Source organism: Methylomonas sp. MK1, from assembly GCF_000365425.1.
In the GTDB taxonomy this organism is placed as follows: Bacteria; Pseudomonadota; Gammaproteobacteria; order Methylococcales; family Methylomonadaceae; genus Methylomonas.
In genome coordinates, this window is record NZ_AQOV01000002.1 from 394,527 (window position 1) to 410,406 (window position 15,880).

Here is a 15,880-nt window from a genome sequence, read left to right on the forward strand (position 1 = left end):
TGCTTATTCAATTCTCCTCACCCCAGCCCTCTCCATCAGGAGAGGGAGATTGTTAGAAATGATTAACCATCGAATACAAAGGTAACGTCATGGCCTTACAAATTATCGAATCCTGCGTCAACTGTTATGCCTGCGAGCCGTTGTGCCCCAGCAAGGCAATCTACATGTCGGAAAAAGCCGGACATTTCCGGATTAACCCGAAAAAATGTACCGAGTGCGAAGGCGATTATAAAGATACGCAATGCGCCAGCATCTGCCCGATTGAAGGTGCCATTCTCGATGCCTTAGGCGTTCCGATTAATCCGCCCGGTTCGCTGACCGGTATTCCGCCGGAAAAAATGGCAGAGGCGATGGCGGAACTACAAGCACATTGACGGCCATGGCCACCGTGCATTTCTATGAAAAGCCGGGCTGCTTGAACAATACCCGGCAAAAGCAGTTGTTGAGTGCTGCCGGCCATTTGCTGGTGGTTTACGATCTGCTGCAACAGCCATGGGGCAGGGAACCGGGCAAGTTGCGCTCGTTTTTCGGCGACATGCCGGTCGCGGATTGGTTTAACCGCAGCGCGCCGGCTGTCAAACAAGGGTTGGTCGATCCAAACACTGTCAGCGAAGACGAAGCTATAGCGCTGATGGTGGCGCAGCCGTTGTTGATTCGGCGGCCTTTGATGGAGGTCAACGAACAACGCGTCTGCGGTTTCGACCAACAACAGGTCGATGCCTGGTTGGGCTTGGCGACAGCCGTATCGCACAAAAATTTGGAAACCTGTCCCAAGCAGTCGCATGCCGAGGCATGCAAGCCATGAACAGCGTCCAATTGGAGAGCGAAGACGGCGTACCGCTGGCGGTAGCCTTATCCGAGCGCGTGCATTGGGTCGGCGCGCTGGACCCGAATCTACGCACTTTCGACATCATTCTTAAAACGGCCAACGGCACCAGCTACAACGCCTATGTGATTCGCGGCAGCGAAGGCGTGGCGGTAATCGATACCGTGAAGGAAGGCTTTGCCAACGACTTTTTCGCTCGCTTGGAAAGCGTCGCCGATTATTCGGAAATCAAAGTCATCGTTCTCAATCACTTGGAGCCCGATCATACCGGCGCTTTGCCGGAGCTGATGAAACGGGCCCCGCAAGCGCAGTTGTTCATTTCCCAAAAAGCCCAATCCATGCTCAAAGGCCTGCTGAAACAGGACGAACTGAGCTACACCCCGGTAGTGACCGGCGACAAAGTGTCATTGGGAGACCGTAGTCTGGAGTTTTTGCACACCCCTTATTTGCACTGGCCCGACACGCAATGCACCTATGCGCCGGAAGAGGCGATGCTGTTTTCCGGCGACGTGTTTGGCTGCCATTTCTGCGACAACCGTTTGTACAACGACAAGGTCGGCGATTTCCGCTTTTCCTTTGAATACTACTACGCCCACATCATGCGGCCGTTCAAGGAATACGTGGTCAGGGCCTTGGAATTGATAGAGCCTTTGCCGCTGAAATTGATCGCGCCCACTCACGGTCCGATCTTGCGGGATCGCCCACAACATTACATCCAGCGCTACCGCCAGTTATCCAGCCCGGCGCTGCATAACGAACTCAGGCCCAATCAAAAAACTTTGCTGATTTTTTACATCAGTTCCTACGGCAATACCCGACGGATGGCGGAAGCGATTTATCAAGGCGCGATGCAAATAGAGGACGTGCGGGTATCGCTTTACGATTTGGAAGGCGGCGAGGTTGCGCCGTTCGTGGATTTGATCGAGGAAGCCGACGGCCTGGTGTTGGGCACGCCGACCATCAACGGGGATGCGGTCAAGCCGATTTGGGATCTGCTGTCTTCGTTGGCTGTGGTCAATCTAAAAAACAAACTCGGCGGTGTCTTTGGTTCTTACGGCTGGACCGGCGAGGGTGTGCGCTTGGTGGAAGATCGTTTGCGCGGCTTGAAACTGCGGGTGCCGATTCAGGGCCTGCGCGTCAAGTTGATCCCGACTGACGACGAGATCCACGAGTGCAAAGCCTTTGGCTTGGAATTGGCTCAGGAGTTAACCGGGGCCAGAGAGTCGAGAGTGATTAATTTTGCGGACCTGTAAACCGGATAAAACAGACGCCTGCTATTGAGCCTACAGCGTTATTCGTAGGCTAAACCGATCCAAGGACGCATCGGTGACCTCACCGGCCGCAAGGCCGGTGAAAATCAGGAATCGTTTCGGTTCCAAACCGGGAGTCCTCAGATTAGAGGCTGCCGAGATTACTTTTAAACCTTATGGAGTTTTTACAATGGCCAAAGCGACCATTACATTTGAAGATATAAACGTGACTGTTACCGTCCCCGCCGGCACCCGGGTTATTGAGGTGTCCGAGAAAGTAGGTTCCGGCATTACTTACGGTTGCCGGGAAGGCGATTGCGGAACCTGCATTATGAAAGTGACTGCTGGTTGGAACAACTTGACCGAGCCGTCTGTACTGGAAGACAAAATTTTGCGGGAAAACATGGCTGGCAAACACAACCGTCTAGCTTGCCAAGCGCAAGTGTTGGGCGGCGAAATTTCCCTTAAACCAGTTTAAGAACGCAAAAGGAGTAACACATGGCATTAGTAACATTTACCAGTCCCGAATATCGGGATAAAACCGTCTACGCCGTTGCCGGCAGTCACACCCAGACTATTTTGAAGCTGGCTCTGGAAAACAAAATCCCCATTAATTTCGAATGCGAAGATGGCGAATGCGGCACTTGCGTGGTCCGCGTCACCAGCATCGACAAAAAAATGGAGCGTATGGGTGGCACGATGACCGAGAAGGAAAAAGCCCTGCTCAAACAAATCGGTAAAGTCACTACCGAACAGCTGGAGCAAATGATCGTTGACGACCTGCCGCCGGAATGGCGTTTGGCTTGCCAAATGATCGTTAGGGATGAAGATATTCGCGTCGAATATTAATTTCTGCGTCATCGTTAAAAAGGCCGGAGAATCGAGTATGAGTTGCACACTTTCCATAGAACCGAACGATAGGGCAGAGCCCTCGGTGGTTAAGTCGCGGCAACACATTTATCAAGATCTGATGGCCTGTGCCGACCAGTCGCCCAACAGCGTCTGGTTGGCGCAAATCATCGCCAGCTGGAGCGTCGGCGACGGGGTGCTTCCCGATAGCCTGGGCTTGAGCCCGGCACAATTTCAGCAATTGCTCGACCGTTACTTTCCCGGCTACCCGTTAGCGCCACAAGCGTTTTCCGGAAGCAGTTTGGATTACAGTCGCATGTTGGAAAAACAGGATTTGGAAATCCTGCTTGGGCAATTTGCCGCCAATCCCGGCGCGGAAACCGAATGGCTAATCGCTATGATCGTAGCGGCCTGTTTGGGCAGCGATCATCTCTGGCAGGATTTAGGGCTGTGGTCACGTAACGATTTGTCGGCCATGCTGGGCTACAACTTTCCGGAATTGCTGGTTCGCAACAGCAAAGATATGAAATGGAAAAAGTTTTTGTACAAACAACTGTGCGAAGCGGAAGGTTTGTACGTCTGCCGGGCGCCGTCCTGTGAGGTTTGTAAAGACTATCCGCAGTGCTTCGGGCCGGAGGATTGAACCGGTTTTCCGGGTCGGAATCGTTTAAATACCGCTCGGGCGTTGAATCTGCATTTTTCGTTCAATACATGTTTATTCGGTCAGCGCCGCGTCTGATCACATCAAACCCAAAATCCGATAAGCCCCTTTCGTGTTTAAAACCACGGTAACCGGTGCGCTGGATTTGTTTTCCCAATACCAGCCGTGCGAGCCTTCGAAGGGCGCGCTTAACGAGCCACTGGATTGGCTGTCGGTCGTTTCCTTGTAGCTTTTGAAATAGCCGGTTTTGTCACCTTGCGGCTCGCCGTGAAAATCAAAATACAGCGCCGTGCCATTGGTGGACCACGAATATTCCAGGGCCGCGCCTTTGGCTAAATGAAATTTGTATTCCAGGCCTTCGCCTGCCGGCACTACGATTTTTACCGTATCTTGCCACTGCGCGGCCGCAGCCGGTTGCGCGGCGCTGACTGCCACAGGCGGCTCCGCGCAAGCGCTGGCTGTTGTCGCGCTGCCGGTTTTGTTTGATGACGATAAACTGGTTAAACCGGTCATTTCGCCAAACCCGGTCGGATCTATGCCATATTCGGCGGGTAATACGGCTGTGACCAGAATTACGCCCGCCAAAAACATTGCCGAAATACTGGCGATAGTGAGCGATTTAACGGATTGCACCGGCGGATTGCTGTCTTGCATCGAGTTATCCATGGATGATGTACCCCGTGATTTGGTAGCCGAATAGAATCAAGCCGCCGGACATTAACAGGGTGTTGGCAGCTGCGGAAAAGGCGTAATAACTGCGGTGGCGCCGCCAAAAGTCCAGCGCGATCAAGATAAACAGGAGGGCCAGAAACTGGCCGATTTCCACGCCCACATTAAACGCCAACAAGTTTTTCCAAAGCCCAGCTGCGGGCAGCGAAAAATCCTGTAATTTGGTCGCCAAGCCAAAGCCGTGAAACAAGCCAAAAATCATCACCGCCCATTTCGTATTGGGCTGAAATCCCAATAGACGCTGAAAACCGCCCAGGTTGTCGAAGCCTTTATACACAATGGACAAGCCGATGATGGCGTCGATCAGAAACGGGTTGACCGAAATGTGGCCCAGCACACCGGCCAGCAGCGTCAAACTATGGCCCAGGGTGAACAAGCTGACGTAAACCAATACATCGCGGGTGCGGAACAAAAAGAAAATCACGCCGACCAGAAACAACAGATGATCGTAGCCGGTGACCATGTGCTTGGCGCCGATGTACAAAAACGGCCCTATGGCGATACCTTGGTTGGCCAGCAAAAATCGTTCGGTATTGGCATCGACGCCGTGGGCGAAGGCGGTAGTGCTGAGCAGGACTAGACAAAGCGGTAAGCCAATCATTCTGATATTTCGCTGGATTGCGGGTGTCATATTTAAAAATCCAATGGCAATGGGGGCGGAGTATAGCCGACTCGGATACTTCGGTTAAATAGCCAGTCTGTTGCCGGCCAAACAAATCACAGCTTACCGCGCTTAAATTTTTATCCGCTTTGAACCTTTGCTAATTTCAGGTGATTTACAAGGTAATTGCCCTGCGCGAAACCGCTAGTGTTAATCTGCTCCAGCGTATCTAGCCAAATCAGGCAAAGGCTGAGATTTTTTAAAATAAATGCTTAACGCAAAAATATCCAACTAATAGTGCCGATTGATCGGCCTCCAATGGCCTTGTTCCAAGGCAAACCAAGCACCAAGGAAATTTATGAATAGTTCAAAAACCAGTCTATCCGGTAAGCACATGGCTTTGGCTGTGTTATCCGCGCTGATAGGTTCGCCTGCCTGGGCTAATACGATCAACGTTACCAATTTAATTGATGTAAGCGCAGTGGCCGATGGCAGTTGCACATTGCGCGAAGCGGTCGCCAACGCCAATAGCGACAGTGACACAACAGGTGGTGACTGCCCGGCTGGTACAGGCATCGATACCATCACCTTTGGCGTCAATGGTACTGCTGTACTGAGCAGCACCCTGACCATCAGCGATGTCGATGGACTGACCCTTGATAGCTTGGGTCGTAGCGTCACGCTAAGCGGCGGCAACGCCGTGCGGGTGTTTTGGGTCACACCCGGCGCGGGCTTAACGTTAAAGAATCTGACCGTCGCCAATGGTTATGCGGACCCGCAGGGCGGCGGCGTTTATAACCAATTCGGTAACCTCACCGTGTTGAATAGCACCTTTGTCGGTAATACCGCCACCCGCACCGGCGGCGGTATTGCCAACTACTCGGATACCTCTCTAGCCAATCCCGGCGGTAATCTCACGGTGGTTAACAGTACGTTCTCCGGCAACAGTTCGGTTTTCGGCGGCGCGATTAGAAACTCCGGTATTGCGGCGACGATTATCAACAGCACCATTGTCGGCAATAGCGTGCAGCTACCGGTTTGCCCGCCGGGCTTTTTTTGCTCCCTGGAAGACAACGGCGGCGGCATCGAAAATCTTGGGACGCTGAATCTACATAACAGCATAGTCGCCGGCAATACGGCGGCGGTGGGTGATGCCGATATTGGCGGTTCGCCAACGACTGCCAGTTACAACTTGATTGGCTTTCCCGCTACCCTGTTTTACAGATGGAACGGTATTGGCCCGATAGTGCAGGTAGATGGCAGCAATGGCAATATCACCGGTGTCGATGCGAGCACATTGGTCGCAGCTACTTTGGCTAACAACGGCGGCCCGACCCAAACTTTGGCGTTAATCCCTGGCAGCGCCGCCATTGATGCCGCCGATAACGCACTGTGCGCAACTGCACCGGTGAGCAATTTGGATCAACGCGGCTTGGCTCGCCCGCAAGGCCCGCAATGCGATATCGGTGCTTTCGAATTGGCAGCTGTACCTTCGGCGGATCTGGCAGTCAGCGGCACAGCCAGTGCGGCGATGGTGCGCGACAGCATGACCTTGACAATTGTCGTTAAGAATAACGGTACAGCCGATGCCACGGGTGTGAAGTTAATCGATACCTTGCCGGTCTCCGGATTGTCTTCAATCTCCGCAACTACATCGCAAGGCAGTTGCAGTGCGCCAGTCAGCGGCAAGATCACTTGTAACTTGGGTAGCCTGGCAAACACAGCCACCGCTACGGTCACCGTAAAAGCCATTCCCAGCGCTGCTGTTACGTTGAGCAATCAAGTGACTGTGCTGGCCGACCAAAATGACGGCCAGCCGCTTAACAACAGCGCCACGCAAACCGTCGCGGTGCAGCCGCTGTTGTGTAATGGTTTGGTGCCCACCATAGTCGGCACTCCCGGTGCGGATACTTTGGTCGGTACCAAACGCCGCGACATCATCCACGGTTTGAGCGGTAACGACACCATCAGCGGCGGCGCGGATAACGACATCATCTGCGGCGGTCTAGGCCAAGACACACTGAAAGGTGACGCCGGCAACGACACCCTAAACGGGGAAGCGGGTACGGATAGCTGCGACGGTGGTTCCGGCACCGATACCGCGACCAATTGCGAGGCTAAAATCGCTGTTCCTTAGGCTAAGCATGATTTCATATAGAGGATAGACTGGGTAAAACAATGTGAAACCCAGCGGAAACCATACTTTTGCAAGTTTATTTCTTGGGGATGGCAGGATGCCGATTACCCAAATGGTCGATGTCGTCCAGGCTCATAATCGGCGAATACATTAGATCGTTAATATCGCTGGAGCGCTCCCAACCCAAAACCATCTGACCTATGGCGCGTTTGGTCATTTTGATGAAGCGCGATTCCAGCTGTTGGCGGCCACCGGGCGAATTTTCCGATTCCGGGTGCATGCGCGCGGCGGAAACCACCGAACAGCGGCAGACCTTGTCATGGTAGGAAAACTGGAAACGAAAATTTCTGGCCCGGCTGTTGATGTCGCGGTTAGTCAGAAAAATAAAATAGGTGTTGCTGTCCGCTTCCGGCAAACGCTGCATTACGGTTTTAGCCTGTTCGAAGATGTCTTCCGCCGCGAATTGTTGAGAGCCCGGCATCGGCCATCAGGCCTTGCGTGCCCATAGCCACAGTGCCCTTAACCCACAGCCCGAATTCCTTACTCAAATCCCTGCCGATTTGCGCCGCAATATCTTCCGAGAAATCATTCAACGGAATCAGATAAACATTCACGGGACCGGTTTTTTCGGTGGCTGCTGGTGGGTAAAGTGAGGCGGTCGATATAGATTTTGGGGCCGGAGCGGGGTTGGCTGCGGCTAATGGCTGGGTATATGGAGAGCTTGTTGTGCAGCCAGCCAGGGCGGCCGATAAAATAATCGTCATTGATAGATGTTTCATTTGCGCTGTCTCGAGTCGATGCATAAGTTGGCATGGAAACGGATATGGGGTTTCCAAACGATGCCAGATGACTATCGCTTGGCTGTGTTAAACAAAGTGAAACTCATCGAAAATCTTTAAAGCAGGGTTTTAATCCACAGCTATGTGCTGCTGGGACGAGTAACATCAATCACAACAACATCAAGTCTATGTCTATCATCGATAGTTATTAGTGATCGAAGCGCATCTTCTAGTTCCTGAGCGGTTTCAGGTTTTTGTATTGGTTCTGGAGGCGTGGGCATGCGTTTTGTTGGTTTTTCGTCAAACCAAAATACCAAGTAAATACCATATCCGCTGGCTTGTGGGTCGCGTGTATATAGGGTATCCAACTGGTTTGCGCAGGCCGTCCATAAGGCCGAATGGTAATTCCGTTTAATTTCAATAGGCAATTTCTGTAAGGCTGCGTTCAGTAACACTATATCTGCGCGTTTGTCATCTACCATATGCCCTTCAGGTTCCACCGCTATTTCCAAAGGCGTAAACTTTTGTCTTAGCAAATCGATTAAACGGTCGCGGCAGGACTCCTCGGATTTGGGCTGGTTTGTAATTCGGCCATACGAGTCTTCGTTCCAGAATATTTTAAAAATATCTGTATTTTCTGTTCGAATTTTAATGGCAACATCTTTTAAATATTCGATAGTTAAATTATAAAGATCAGCTATGTTAGTTGGTTTGCCATTTGATAGCGCTGAGATTGTTTGTTGCCAGTTAGGTTGGGAAAATAGTTGTTTTCTCCTTAAAGAGCTCTGATTGGCTGCTGCGTGTTTTAAGTGATCTAAATAGCTATACAGTGTAGGTTCATTAATAAATTTATTTAAGACCTCTATTGATTCGTTATCCACTCGTGTTGCTAGCTGGGTTATTTTATTTTTAACAAATTGCGCAGCATCAAAAAACTCATGCGATTTATTGTTATCTTCGATTATTTCGTCAATATTAGGGTATCGACTGCCAGTCAACGTAATAATAAATTCTATTTGACTATTTGAAAGTAAAGTGGGGTGAGTTGTAGTGTCAGCAATTCGAATTCGATCACTAAACCATATGTATGTCAAAATAAAATCATCACGTTTTGAGGAGAAGTCTTCAATCGCTTTTTTGAAATTTTCAAAATCTAGTAAAAATCCAATACAAAACCATAATGCTTTTTGTTTTAAACGTATTTTTGTATGGGGTTTTATTGAGGAATATGTGAGTAGGAGTAACTGATTTTTCGCTTCAGGGATCGTAATGGCTTTTAATAGTAAAGTCCGCAATGACTCCATTGATGCTTTTGGATATTGGCTTAACAATCGCAAAATAGTTTCAGTCCTGTTTTTATCAAGATTGGAGTTTTCGCAAATATCTCTTAGGCCAATCACATGTTCTTTCTTGCTTGCCAAAAATAACTCCACTACTTCCAAGTAAGCTGATTGGACAAGTTCGGGATCATATTGAAATAATGCATATTGCCAGTCAGGTGTTATTTCTGTGCGGGAATTCCCTTCAGTAAGATAAAATGAGGGGAATAATAGATTTATTGTTAGGCTTGATTTGAGTGCTGGTTTAGGGATGTCGTTTAAATCGTTTTTTGTATTCCAGTATTCATTTGTTCCGGCTAATATTGCAAACCACCAATCTTTAAACCTTCCTTCTGAATATAGGCTTACTATTTCAAATGTTGTAGGGAGATCGTTTCTGTAAAGTGCGGCTTGTAGTCCTTCTAGCGAAAATTGCAAATTTGATTCACCCAGTTCTATTTCCAGGCGTTTATGTGGTATCAAAGTGTTATCAACATCAGAAAATCTTGAAAAATATATCTTTGCTAACCAACTCATCCAACCAAGATGCGAGCCTGCGCGGATCAAGGCCAGGTCTTTATCGAAAGCTATACGATTTTTTTGCTGGTTATTCAGTCTATTTTCCCTGAGGGTGACGGTTTTATTTATTTTATTCCAGCGCCATTCTGGGATTTCACATTGGCAGGTACGAGACCATATGTCTTCAAGTTCGGGATGATTAGTGCGGTAGTTAAATAAAATGTCAAATAATTCAATATTGGTTGTTTGCGAAGTTATTATGACTAAAGTCAACTCAAAAATAAATTGATCATGCTCGTCACAGTGTTCTTTATTTGCAATTTTTGAAAATGAATGTGTTGCAATTTCATCGGCATTGTATTGATATCTGACCAATTCCCGAAAATTATTCCAAAATCCATGGATATTAGAAAAGTCTTTATGCTCATTTAGTGCCAGGTTAAATATAAGGATTAAAAAACACGGGTTTTCTTCTAGCCAGGATTTAATAACGTCCCTGCGATGGCGTCCGTAGCCAGAATAGAACTTTAATCTTGATATCCAGCGCCATAGTTGGTTTGCATCAATGTTGCCTTCGGCGTGTAAAGTTCGTTCTAATAATTCATATGCAAAGCTCCAAACCTCATCATATTCACTGACATTATCGAAATTTATTTGCGATAACAAATCAAGTGTGTTTGGTAAGTCGTTAATAGGTAAGGCTCGGCTTAAGAGCCACAAGTTACCTGTAACAACTTTGTTATGGTCGTAGTGATTAATGTGGTCAATAATAAGATGAATAGTATCTTCAGGAGAAAAATACTCATTATATAATTTGTAAATTACTTCTTCTTTTAAACGAATGTCGTCGTTGGACGACTTAAGAGTTTCTCGGGTTGCTTTGACGGCTAATTGCTTTCCATTCGGAATGGCATGTATTAATCCTTCAATTGCACGAGACCTTTCGGCATAGGGTGCGCAGTTGTCGCAAAATAGATTTAATAACTCATCTTTAAGTTCAGGTTGTTGTTCCCCAAACTTAATTGCATCTAATACAATTGATCGCAAATGAAATTGTTGCGGTTTTCTTAATAATATAGATTTAAACTCACATGCTATATCTGGAGTGGATAAAAAACCAAGCGGCGCTCCTGACCAGTCTTCGGCACGAAACCAAGGGTTTTTTTCGGTAAGGTTTAGTAATTCATTTAGTAGTTTTTTCCGACTTGATAGTGAAAGACAGCTTACATCTCCAAGAACTAATACTCCGTAGGGGTCATTTTCTAGTAACGAATCAGTATGTTCGGGTAACAATTGAGTTAACCATGCATATAAGCCGCGCAGTTCCGGCGCTGGATGATTCTCTATTCCCAGCCAGCTAACTACTCGTCGAACAGGTAAGCCATTACGAACAGATTTAACTAACCAGCATGCGGCTAAATATTCGGCAATAGTCCGATGAGAATACCCGACTTGTTCTTCCTGATGATTGGTAATAACAAATGCGCGTTTTGTTATAGCCGCCAACACTATTTCCGAATCGGGATAAGGTATATCGGCATAACTGTTATCCGCGTTTGTAAGTAATGAAATGCCCTCAATATCTGTAATCAGTAATACAGCACAAGCAGCGCCAGCAGCATCTTTTAGCTGATCGATTTTGTATGCAGCTAATCGTTTGTGTTTGTGATTGCTGTTATGTTCCAACAGAAGTAAATCCGTTGCGTTTTCGAACAATTCAGTTTTTGTACTCGGCCATTGTCCATTTTTTACAGTATCAGCCAACATTATTAATGTTTGCGGGTTGCTGAGCATTGTTTCGATTCCTTTTTCGAATGCTTTTGCTTTGAATTCAGTAGGGTTGGCAATATTTTTTTCGCTCAATATTTGATCAATTCCATCCTCGTTCAAGGCTTCGAGGATCACTACACAATATCCACCAGTTGCATCGAAGTATGGCTTAAATAATTCAAGGTCTGTTTCTCCAAGCCAATCAGCCACCCGGCATGATAATCTGACCTTGGAGGGCTTTATTTGTTTGATGTGCTTGATTATTTCATCAATCGAATCTGGCTGATCTGTGCGTGATCGCTTCTCGTCTAGGGCATCGATATAAATTGGCTTATTGCTAAAATTTTCATCAGCATGAATTGTAAAATTTCGCGAGGATATGAAGTTTCCTTTTTCATGGTCTGCGCCGTTTCTGAAGAGATATGTTTTTCCAGCTCCAGGCTCCCCTAACAAAATAATATTTGGTATTTCCAAAATATCTGCAAACGTTAAAGCTTGGTTGCTTTCGTTATTTTGATTGGGAGGATATATTTTTTTGATTGCTCGGTCTAGCATCTATGAGGGTTAATCGTAGGGGCGGATTGAAGTCAGGTTAGGTATGTAGCACATACCAATTTTCTTGTCATAAAACCAAAATCAACCACCGCGCTGGTAATGATACCGACAAGCAATGACAGTAATATGGCTATCGGAAACGGCATAAACCAAGCGATGCGTATCGTCTATACGGCGCGACCAAAAACCGGCCAGATTTTCCTTTAACGCTTCCGGTTTTCCGATGCCTTCGAACGGTGCGCGCAATACTTCCGTAATCAGTTTGTTGATGCGGGTTAGGGTTTTTTTATCCTGTTCTTGCCAATACAGATAATCGGACCAGGCGGCTTCTGTCCAAGCCAGCAGTCTAGTCATCCAATAAAGCTCGTTCCGTGGTTTGGCCTTGGCGGTATTGGGCAATGGATTCGGCCAGGTGGGCGGCGTTGGCGGGCGATTTCAGCAGGTGCACGGTTTCCATCAGGCTGTTGTAATACTCTAGCGACATAACCACGGCGTCTTGGCTGTCGCGGCGGGTTATGACGGTGCAGTCGGCGTCGTTGACAACTTGGTCCAGCAGTGTTTTAAGGCCATTTCTGGCTTCGGTAAACGAGACTATGCGCATGATTGAACCCCAGTTGTTCCTAATATTGTACAAGTCTAGGTTGTCGGGTGGGGCTTTGCAACTTTGCGATTAGGTAGGCCGGAATAAGCGAAAGCGTTTCCGGCAAACTTAGCAGCCAGAAACGGTTGTCAGCTTATGGCGAGTTTGTTCGGGTAGCAAATTTGGCGAGCCAGCCGCTCAAAGCAGCATATGGGTATCAAGCAGCAGTTTCATCGTCAGTGCCGAATAGCTGCGCAATCTCTTCGCTGCCCATACTGTCAAAATCGTCGGGCACTTTGATATGCCCGCTTAGGAACCCCAAGCGTCGGATCTGATCGCCAGTTGAGTTGTACAGTGCGGAAACTTTAACCAACTGTTTGCCTGCTTTGGCAATCATGAACGGTTCGCCTTTGGCGGCTTGTTCGACCAAGCGAGATAAGTGAGTTTTTGCCTCGTGGATATTTACTGTTTGCACGAAGACCTCCGATAAACCAAGTTGAGTTGATTTAGCCTATCACGCATCTTTGCCGTTTGCCCCCTCAAAGTACTAGCGTTTGCTGATTTAGCCGGCTAATAAACTCTCATATGGAATCGCCAAGCCGTCGTGCAGGCGTTTGATCATTCTTAGGCTCAAAGGGCGTTTGCGGTTAAGGACTTCCGATACGCGGCCGCTGCTGCCGATATAAGTTTCCAGGTCTTTTGCGCTGAGGTTTTGCTGCTCCATACGGAATTTGATGGCCTCGATAGGGTCTGGCGGGGCGATAGCGTAATGTTTGTTTTCGTAAACCTCGATCAAGGTAACCCATACCTCCATTTCATCGGCCTCCGGGGTATCCGGTTCGGCTTGGAATATGGCTTCCAGCCGTTGAAAGGCGGCTTTTAATTCATCGTCGTTTCGGATTGGCTTAATAGTCATTGACCGTCTCCACGTCAATTAGGTCGTATTGGGCATGTGTGCCAACAAACTTTATCCAGGCAATGCCGGCGCGATATTGCATTTCTACTACTAGACGGTATTTGTTGCCGCCAATGTTAAATACTACGCGATTGTTATTGCAGATGCTGGCATTACGATATTGATTCTTGATGGCTTGCGGTGAAGGCCAATTGGCTTTCAGGGCTTCTTCGTACCAACTTTCAAGTGGGCCTTTTGCATCGCGATGCGAGGGCTGTTCCCAAAATTTCTTGATGGTGCTTTTTGCTATGACCCGCATGATTATAGAGTTTTATCTCCCCAATTGGGAGCAGTGTAAGCGGTGCTGTTACTCTACGCAAGGAACAAATATTCGCTTAACAAGTGCGCTGAGACTTAATGCGAAGAGTGCATGTCGCTCGCCAATTGAATTTGCGTTACTGGGGATGCGCCGACTGTAGCTCGGCGCATCCGTTCCAAAACAACTCTACTCGTCGTCCTGGCAGCCAAAATGATACTGATAATCCGCGATTGCGCGTCTGATGACCTCATGGGCCTCTTCGCGGCCGTAGACATGAGTAATTTCACAGACGCTTTTTTCGCTGGGTAAATGTTTGTAGGTCAGGAAGTAATGCTTCAAGCGATTGATATACGATTCGGGGCAGTCGGAGACGTCGCGCCATTGCCGGTAGAATTCGTCGCCTTTCATGACGGCGATGATTTTGTCGTCGGCCTCGCCGCCGTCTAGTAACCGAAAACCGCCGATGGGGATGGCTTGTAGCAGGATGTCGCCATGCGTCACGCTACGTTCGCTTAATACGCAAATATCCAGTGGGTCGCCGTCGCCCTTGCTGACCGGTTTGCCGGATTGTGCGGCGGCGTATTCGGCGATTTTTTCCGCGCAATAACTGCGCGGAATGAAGCCGTACAGAGTAGGAATCATGTTGGAGAATTTTTGCGGCCGGTCGATTTTCAGATAGCCGCTGTCTTTGTCGATTTCGTATTTCACCGTGTCGGACGGCACGATTTCTATGAAGGCGGTGACGATGTCCGGGGTGTTGTCGCCGGGCGAGATGCCGTGCCAGGGGTGGGCTTTGTGTTTTATATTCATCTAAGGTTTAGGGCTTTGGGGAACAAGGTTATAGGGATATTTACCAGGGTGGGGGCAATGCGCAAGCCAATCAAGTCTAATAGTAGTATCTGATTGGGCTTGCGTTAAATGCCGTTGAGTTTGTTTATCGGAATTACTCGTCGGCGGCGACAGGCGCGGGCTTGAGCTTCATGTCTTTATTCAGCCGTTGCAGGCGCTTGATCATTTCTTTTTTCATCTGTTCGCGGCCTATCGAGTGCTTCAGGCTGCTGCCTATGCCCGCGACTTGATCGGTAGAACTGCGGATCGAGTAAAACACCAGTGTGCCGTCTTTATAGGGCAAGCCGCCGGCGACCACTTGGCTGGAGTTGTAAGAGTGGCCGACGTAAAATTGTCTGGAGACGATGATGCCGCCGCCTTCGCCGATGGCGATTACTCGGTGATTTAGCACGGCGGTGGGGCGGTCCTCCACGCGCCGATTCAACCATAAAAACTGTTCGCTGGTATTGGCCGGCAATGCGGCGGGATAGTTTAACCAGGCTTGTTGCAATTCCGGAAAGTAACGCGCCCAGGCTTTGCTGTTCACGGCGTCGTTACGCAGTTCCGCAGCCGGGTCGGCTGTGCCGCCGTCGCGGCTGTAAGGGGCAATGCCGGCCAGGCCGCTTTTTTTATAGGCTTGCAGGCGTTGCAGTAAAAACTCGCGGTATTTTTGGTTGGCGGTTCTCAGTATGTTTTTGTTGTCGGCGTCTTCCAGTCCGGCTTGCAGGCTTTTCAAACTGTCCAGTTCGGCTTTGGAGAGGTTGAATTCGTCGCCCGGCTCAGCTTCCAGAAAGGCCTTGGCTTCGTCCAATTGCTTTTCGGTAAACGCAAACTTCTTAAAACTATCGACGCTGGCGTTATCGCCCAGTATGCCGGTGGCGACGATGTCGCTCTCGCCGGCGTTGAGTTTGCCCTTTTTGATGTAATCGGCCAGTTGCGGCAAGCCTACCGGTATGATCATCGCTACGCCAATAGCGAGTTCTTTTTGGCTGGTTTCGCTGACGTCGTAACCGACGATTTCGCCGCGTTCCAATTGCGGGATTTGTGCGGCGCTGATGCCGAAGTTCTGTAGCGCTTGCTGTGGGCTAGGCGCGTCTTGAGCGTATGCCGCTTGCTGAAATAGCGCGGCGGCACTCAGTAAAAGGATGGGAAAAGACAGTTTGTGGATCAACATAAAAACTCCGTTTCAAATAGGTATTCTGATAAAAAGTATGAGGCTTTGGGCCGCAGATTGCTGAAAGCGTTCATTCTGAAAACGTGTGT

General features: G+C 48.7%; 19 protein-coding genes. 7 read left to right on the forward strand and 12 right to left on the reverse strand.

Annotated elements, in window-relative coordinates:
• Positions 1–89: 89 nt before the first annotated feature.
• The 6 genes from G006_RS0118625 (at position 90) to G006_RS0118650 (ending at position 3,568) form a co-directional block, all read left to right on the forward strand.
• Positions 90–374, forward strand: coding sequence for a 4Fe-4S dicluster domain-containing protein (locus G006_RS0118625; RefSeq protein WP_020484742.1), 285 nt, complete (start codon positions 90–92; stop codon positions 372–374).
• A gap of 5 nt (positions 375–379) precedes the next feature.
• On the forward strand, positions 380–805 hold the full coding sequence (locus G006_RS0118630) for an ArsC/Spx/MgsR family protein (protein WP_020484743.1): 426 nt from the start codon (positions 380–382) through the stop codon (positions 803–805).
• A complete protein-coding gene (locus G006_RS0118635; protein ID WP_026147162.1) occupies positions 802–2,079 on the forward strand; it encodes an FprA family A-type flavoprotein in 1,278 nt (425 codons plus the stop codon). Before G006_RS0118630 ends, G006_RS0118635 begins: the two co-directional genes overlap by 4 nt.
• Before the next feature lie 187 nt (positions 2,080–2,266).
• Positions 2,267–2,554, forward strand: a complete 288-nt coding sequence (locus G006_RS0118640; RefSeq protein WP_020484745.1) for a 2Fe-2S iron-sulfur cluster-binding protein — start codon at positions 2,267–2,269, stop codon at positions 2,552–2,554.
• A gap of 20 nt (positions 2,555–2,574) precedes the next feature.
• Positions 2,575–2,925 (forward strand): 2Fe-2S iron-sulfur cluster-binding protein, encoded by a 351-nt coding sequence (locus G006_RS0118645; RefSeq protein ID WP_020484746.1) that lies wholly within the window; start codon positions 2,575–2,577, stop codon positions 2,923–2,925.
• 37 nt (positions 2,926–2,962) lie between these two features.
• A complete protein-coding gene (locus tag G006_RS0118650) occupies positions 2,963–3,568 on the forward strand; it encodes a nitrogen fixation protein NifQ (protein ID WP_020484747.1) in 606 nt (201 codons plus the stop codon).
• A gap of 96 nt (positions 3,569–3,664) precedes the next feature.
• On the opposite strand, the gene G006_RS0118655 is transcribed toward G006_RS0118650, so the two are convergent.
• Both G006_RS0118655 and G006_RS0118660 read right to left on the reverse strand, forming a co-directional pair.
• Entirely contained in the window at positions 3,665–4,240 is a 576-nt protein-coding gene (locus tag G006_RS0118655) for a hypothetical protein (RefSeq protein ID WP_020484748.1), read from the reverse strand.
• Positions 4,241–4,244: 4 nt separating this feature from the next.
• On the reverse strand, positions 4,245–4,946 hold the full coding sequence (locus tag G006_RS0118660) for a HupE/UreJ family protein (protein ID WP_026147164.1): 702 nt from the start codon (positions 4,944–4,946) through the stop codon (positions 4,245–4,247).
• 328 nt (positions 4,947–5,274) lie between these two features.
• Here G006_RS0118660 and G006_RS0118665 point away from each other — a divergent pair, with 328 nt between their 5' ends.
• Positions 5,275–7,053, forward strand: a complete 1,779-nt coding sequence (locus tag G006_RS0118665; RefSeq protein WP_020484750.1) for a DUF11 domain-containing protein — start codon at positions 5,275–5,277, stop codon at positions 7,051–7,053.
• Positions 7,054–7,129: 76 nt separating this feature from the next.
• Here the strand turns inward: G006_RS0118665 and G006_RS0118670 are convergent, their stop codons facing one another.
• The 10 genes from G006_RS0118670 to G006_RS0118710 all read right to left on the reverse strand — a co-directional run bounded on the left by G006_RS0118670 (position 7,130) and on the right by G006_RS0118710 (position 15,791).
• Complete coding sequence (locus tag G006_RS0118670; protein ID WP_020484751.1) at positions 7,130–7,534, reverse strand: hypothetical protein; 405 nt, start codon at positions 7,532–7,534, stop codon at positions 7,130–7,132.
• Positions 7,485–7,832 (reverse strand): hypothetical protein, encoded by a 348-nt coding sequence (locus tag G006_RS28440; protein ID WP_152428970.1) that lies wholly within the window; start codon positions 7,830–7,832, stop codon positions 7,485–7,487. The genes G006_RS0118670 and G006_RS28440 overlap by 50 nt, the downstream gene beginning before the upstream one ends.
• A 140-nt stretch (positions 7,833–7,972) precedes the next feature.
• Entirely contained in the window at positions 7,973–11,995 is a 4,023-nt protein-coding gene (locus tag G006_RS0118675) for an NACHT domain-containing protein (RefSeq protein WP_020484752.1), read from the reverse strand.
• Between the two features lie 81 nt (positions 11,996–12,076).
• Complete coding sequence (locus tag G006_RS0118680; RefSeq protein WP_020484753.1) at positions 12,077–12,349, reverse strand: Txe/YoeB family addiction module toxin; 273 nt, start codon at positions 12,347–12,349, stop codon at positions 12,077–12,079.
• Positions 12,342–12,596, reverse strand: coding sequence for a type II toxin-antitoxin system Phd/YefM family antitoxin (locus G006_RS0118685; RefSeq protein WP_020484754.1), 255 nt, complete (start codon positions 12,594–12,596; stop codon positions 12,342–12,344). The genes G006_RS0118680 and G006_RS0118685 overlap by 8 nt, the downstream gene beginning before the upstream one ends.
• 196 nt (positions 12,597–12,792) lie before the next feature.
• A complete protein-coding gene (locus tag G006_RS0118690) occupies positions 12,793–13,050 on the reverse strand; it encodes a type II toxin-antitoxin system Phd/YefM family antitoxin (protein ID WP_026147165.1) in 258 nt (85 codons plus the stop codon).
• An 87-nt stretch (positions 13,051–13,137) separates the two neighbouring features.
• Positions 13,138–13,491: a helix-turn-helix domain-containing protein gene (locus tag G006_RS0118695; protein WP_020484756.1), complete on the reverse strand. Its 354-nt coding sequence runs from the start codon at positions 13,489–13,491 to the stop codon at positions 13,138–13,140.
• Entirely contained in the window at positions 13,481–13,789 is a 309-nt protein-coding gene (locus tag G006_RS0118700) for a type II toxin-antitoxin system HigB family toxin (RefSeq protein ID WP_020484757.1), read from the reverse strand. The genes G006_RS0118695 and G006_RS0118700 overlap by 11 nt, the downstream gene beginning before the upstream one ends.
• Positions 13,790–13,975: 186 nt before the next feature.
• A complete protein-coding gene (locus G006_RS0118705; RefSeq protein WP_020484758.1) occupies positions 13,976–14,599 on the reverse strand; it encodes an inorganic pyrophosphatase in 624 nt (207 codons plus the stop codon).
• A 133-nt stretch (positions 14,600–14,732) separates the two neighbouring features.
• Positions 14,733–15,791: a hypothetical protein gene (locus G006_RS0118710; protein WP_020484759.1), complete on the reverse strand. Its 1,059-nt coding sequence runs from the start codon at positions 15,789–15,791 to the stop codon at positions 14,733–14,735.
• Positions 15,792–15,880 lie beyond the last annotated feature (89 nt).

Coding starts and splice junctions, on each gene's coding strand:
- G006_RS0118670 (WP_020484751.1), bottom strand. CDS start 7,534: ATGCCGGGCTCTCAACAATTCGCGGCGGAAGACATCTTCGAACAGGCT.
- G006_RS0118695 (WP_020484756.1), bottom strand. CDS start 13,491: ATGACTATTAAGCCAATCCGAAACGACGATGAATTAAAAGCCGCCTTT.
- G006_RS0118700 (WP_020484757.1), bottom strand. CDS start 13,789: ATGCGGGTCATAGCAAAAAGCACCATCAAGAAATTTTGGGAACAGCCC.
- G006_RS0118685 (WP_020484754.1), bottom strand. CDS start 12,596: ATGCGCATAGTCTCGTTTACCGAAGCCAGAAATGGCCTTAAAACACTG.
- G006_RS0118680 (WP_020484753.1), bottom strand. CDS start 12,349: ATGACTAGACTGCTGGCTTGGACAGAAGCCGCCTGGTCCGATTATCTG.
- G006_RS0118635 (WP_026147162.1), top strand. CDS start 802: ATGAACAGCGTCCAATTGGAGAGCGAAGACGGCGTACCGCTGGCGGTA.
- G006_RS0118630 (WP_020484743.1), top strand. CDS start 380: ATGGCCACCGTGCATTTCTATGAAAAGCCGGGCTGCTTGAACAATACC.
- G006_RS0118625 (WP_020484742.1), top strand. CDS start 90: ATGGCCTTACAAATTATCGAATCCTGCGTCAACTGTTATGCCTGCGAG.
- G006_RS0118650 (WP_020484747.1), top strand. CDS start 2,963: ATGAGTTGCACACTTTCCATAGAACCGAACGATAGGGCAGAGCCCTCG.
- G006_RS0118655 (WP_020484748.1), bottom strand. CDS start 4,240: ATGCAAGACAGCAATCCGCCGGTGCAATCCGTTAAATCGCTCACTATC.
- G006_RS0118645 (WP_020484746.1), top strand. CDS start 2,575: ATGGCATTAGTAACATTTACCAGTCCCGAATATCGGGATAAAACCGTC.
- G006_RS0118705 (WP_020484758.1), bottom strand. CDS start 14,599: ATGAATATAAAACACAAAGCCCACCCCTGGCACGGCATCTCGCCCGGC.
- G006_RS0118640 (WP_020484745.1), top strand. CDS start 2,267: ATGGCCAAAGCGACCATTACATTTGAAGATATAAACGTGACTGTTACC.
- G006_RS0118710 (WP_020484759.1), bottom strand. CDS start 15,791: ATGTTGATCCACAAACTGTCTTTTCCCATCCTTTTACTGAGTGCCGCC.
- G006_RS0118665 (WP_020484750.1), top strand. CDS start 5,275: ATGAATAGTTCAAAAACCAGTCTATCCGGTAAGCACATGGCTTTGGCT.
- G006_RS28440 (WP_152428970.1), bottom strand. CDS start 7,832: ATGAAACATCTATCAATGACGATTATTTTATCGGCCGCCCTGGCTGGC.
- G006_RS0118675 (WP_020484752.1), bottom strand. CDS start 11,995: ATGCTAGACCGAGCAATCAAAAAAATATATCCTCCCAATCAAAATAAC.
- G006_RS0118660 (WP_026147164.1), bottom strand. CDS start 4,946: ATGACACCCGCAATCCAGCGAAATATCAGAATGATTGGCTTACCGCTT.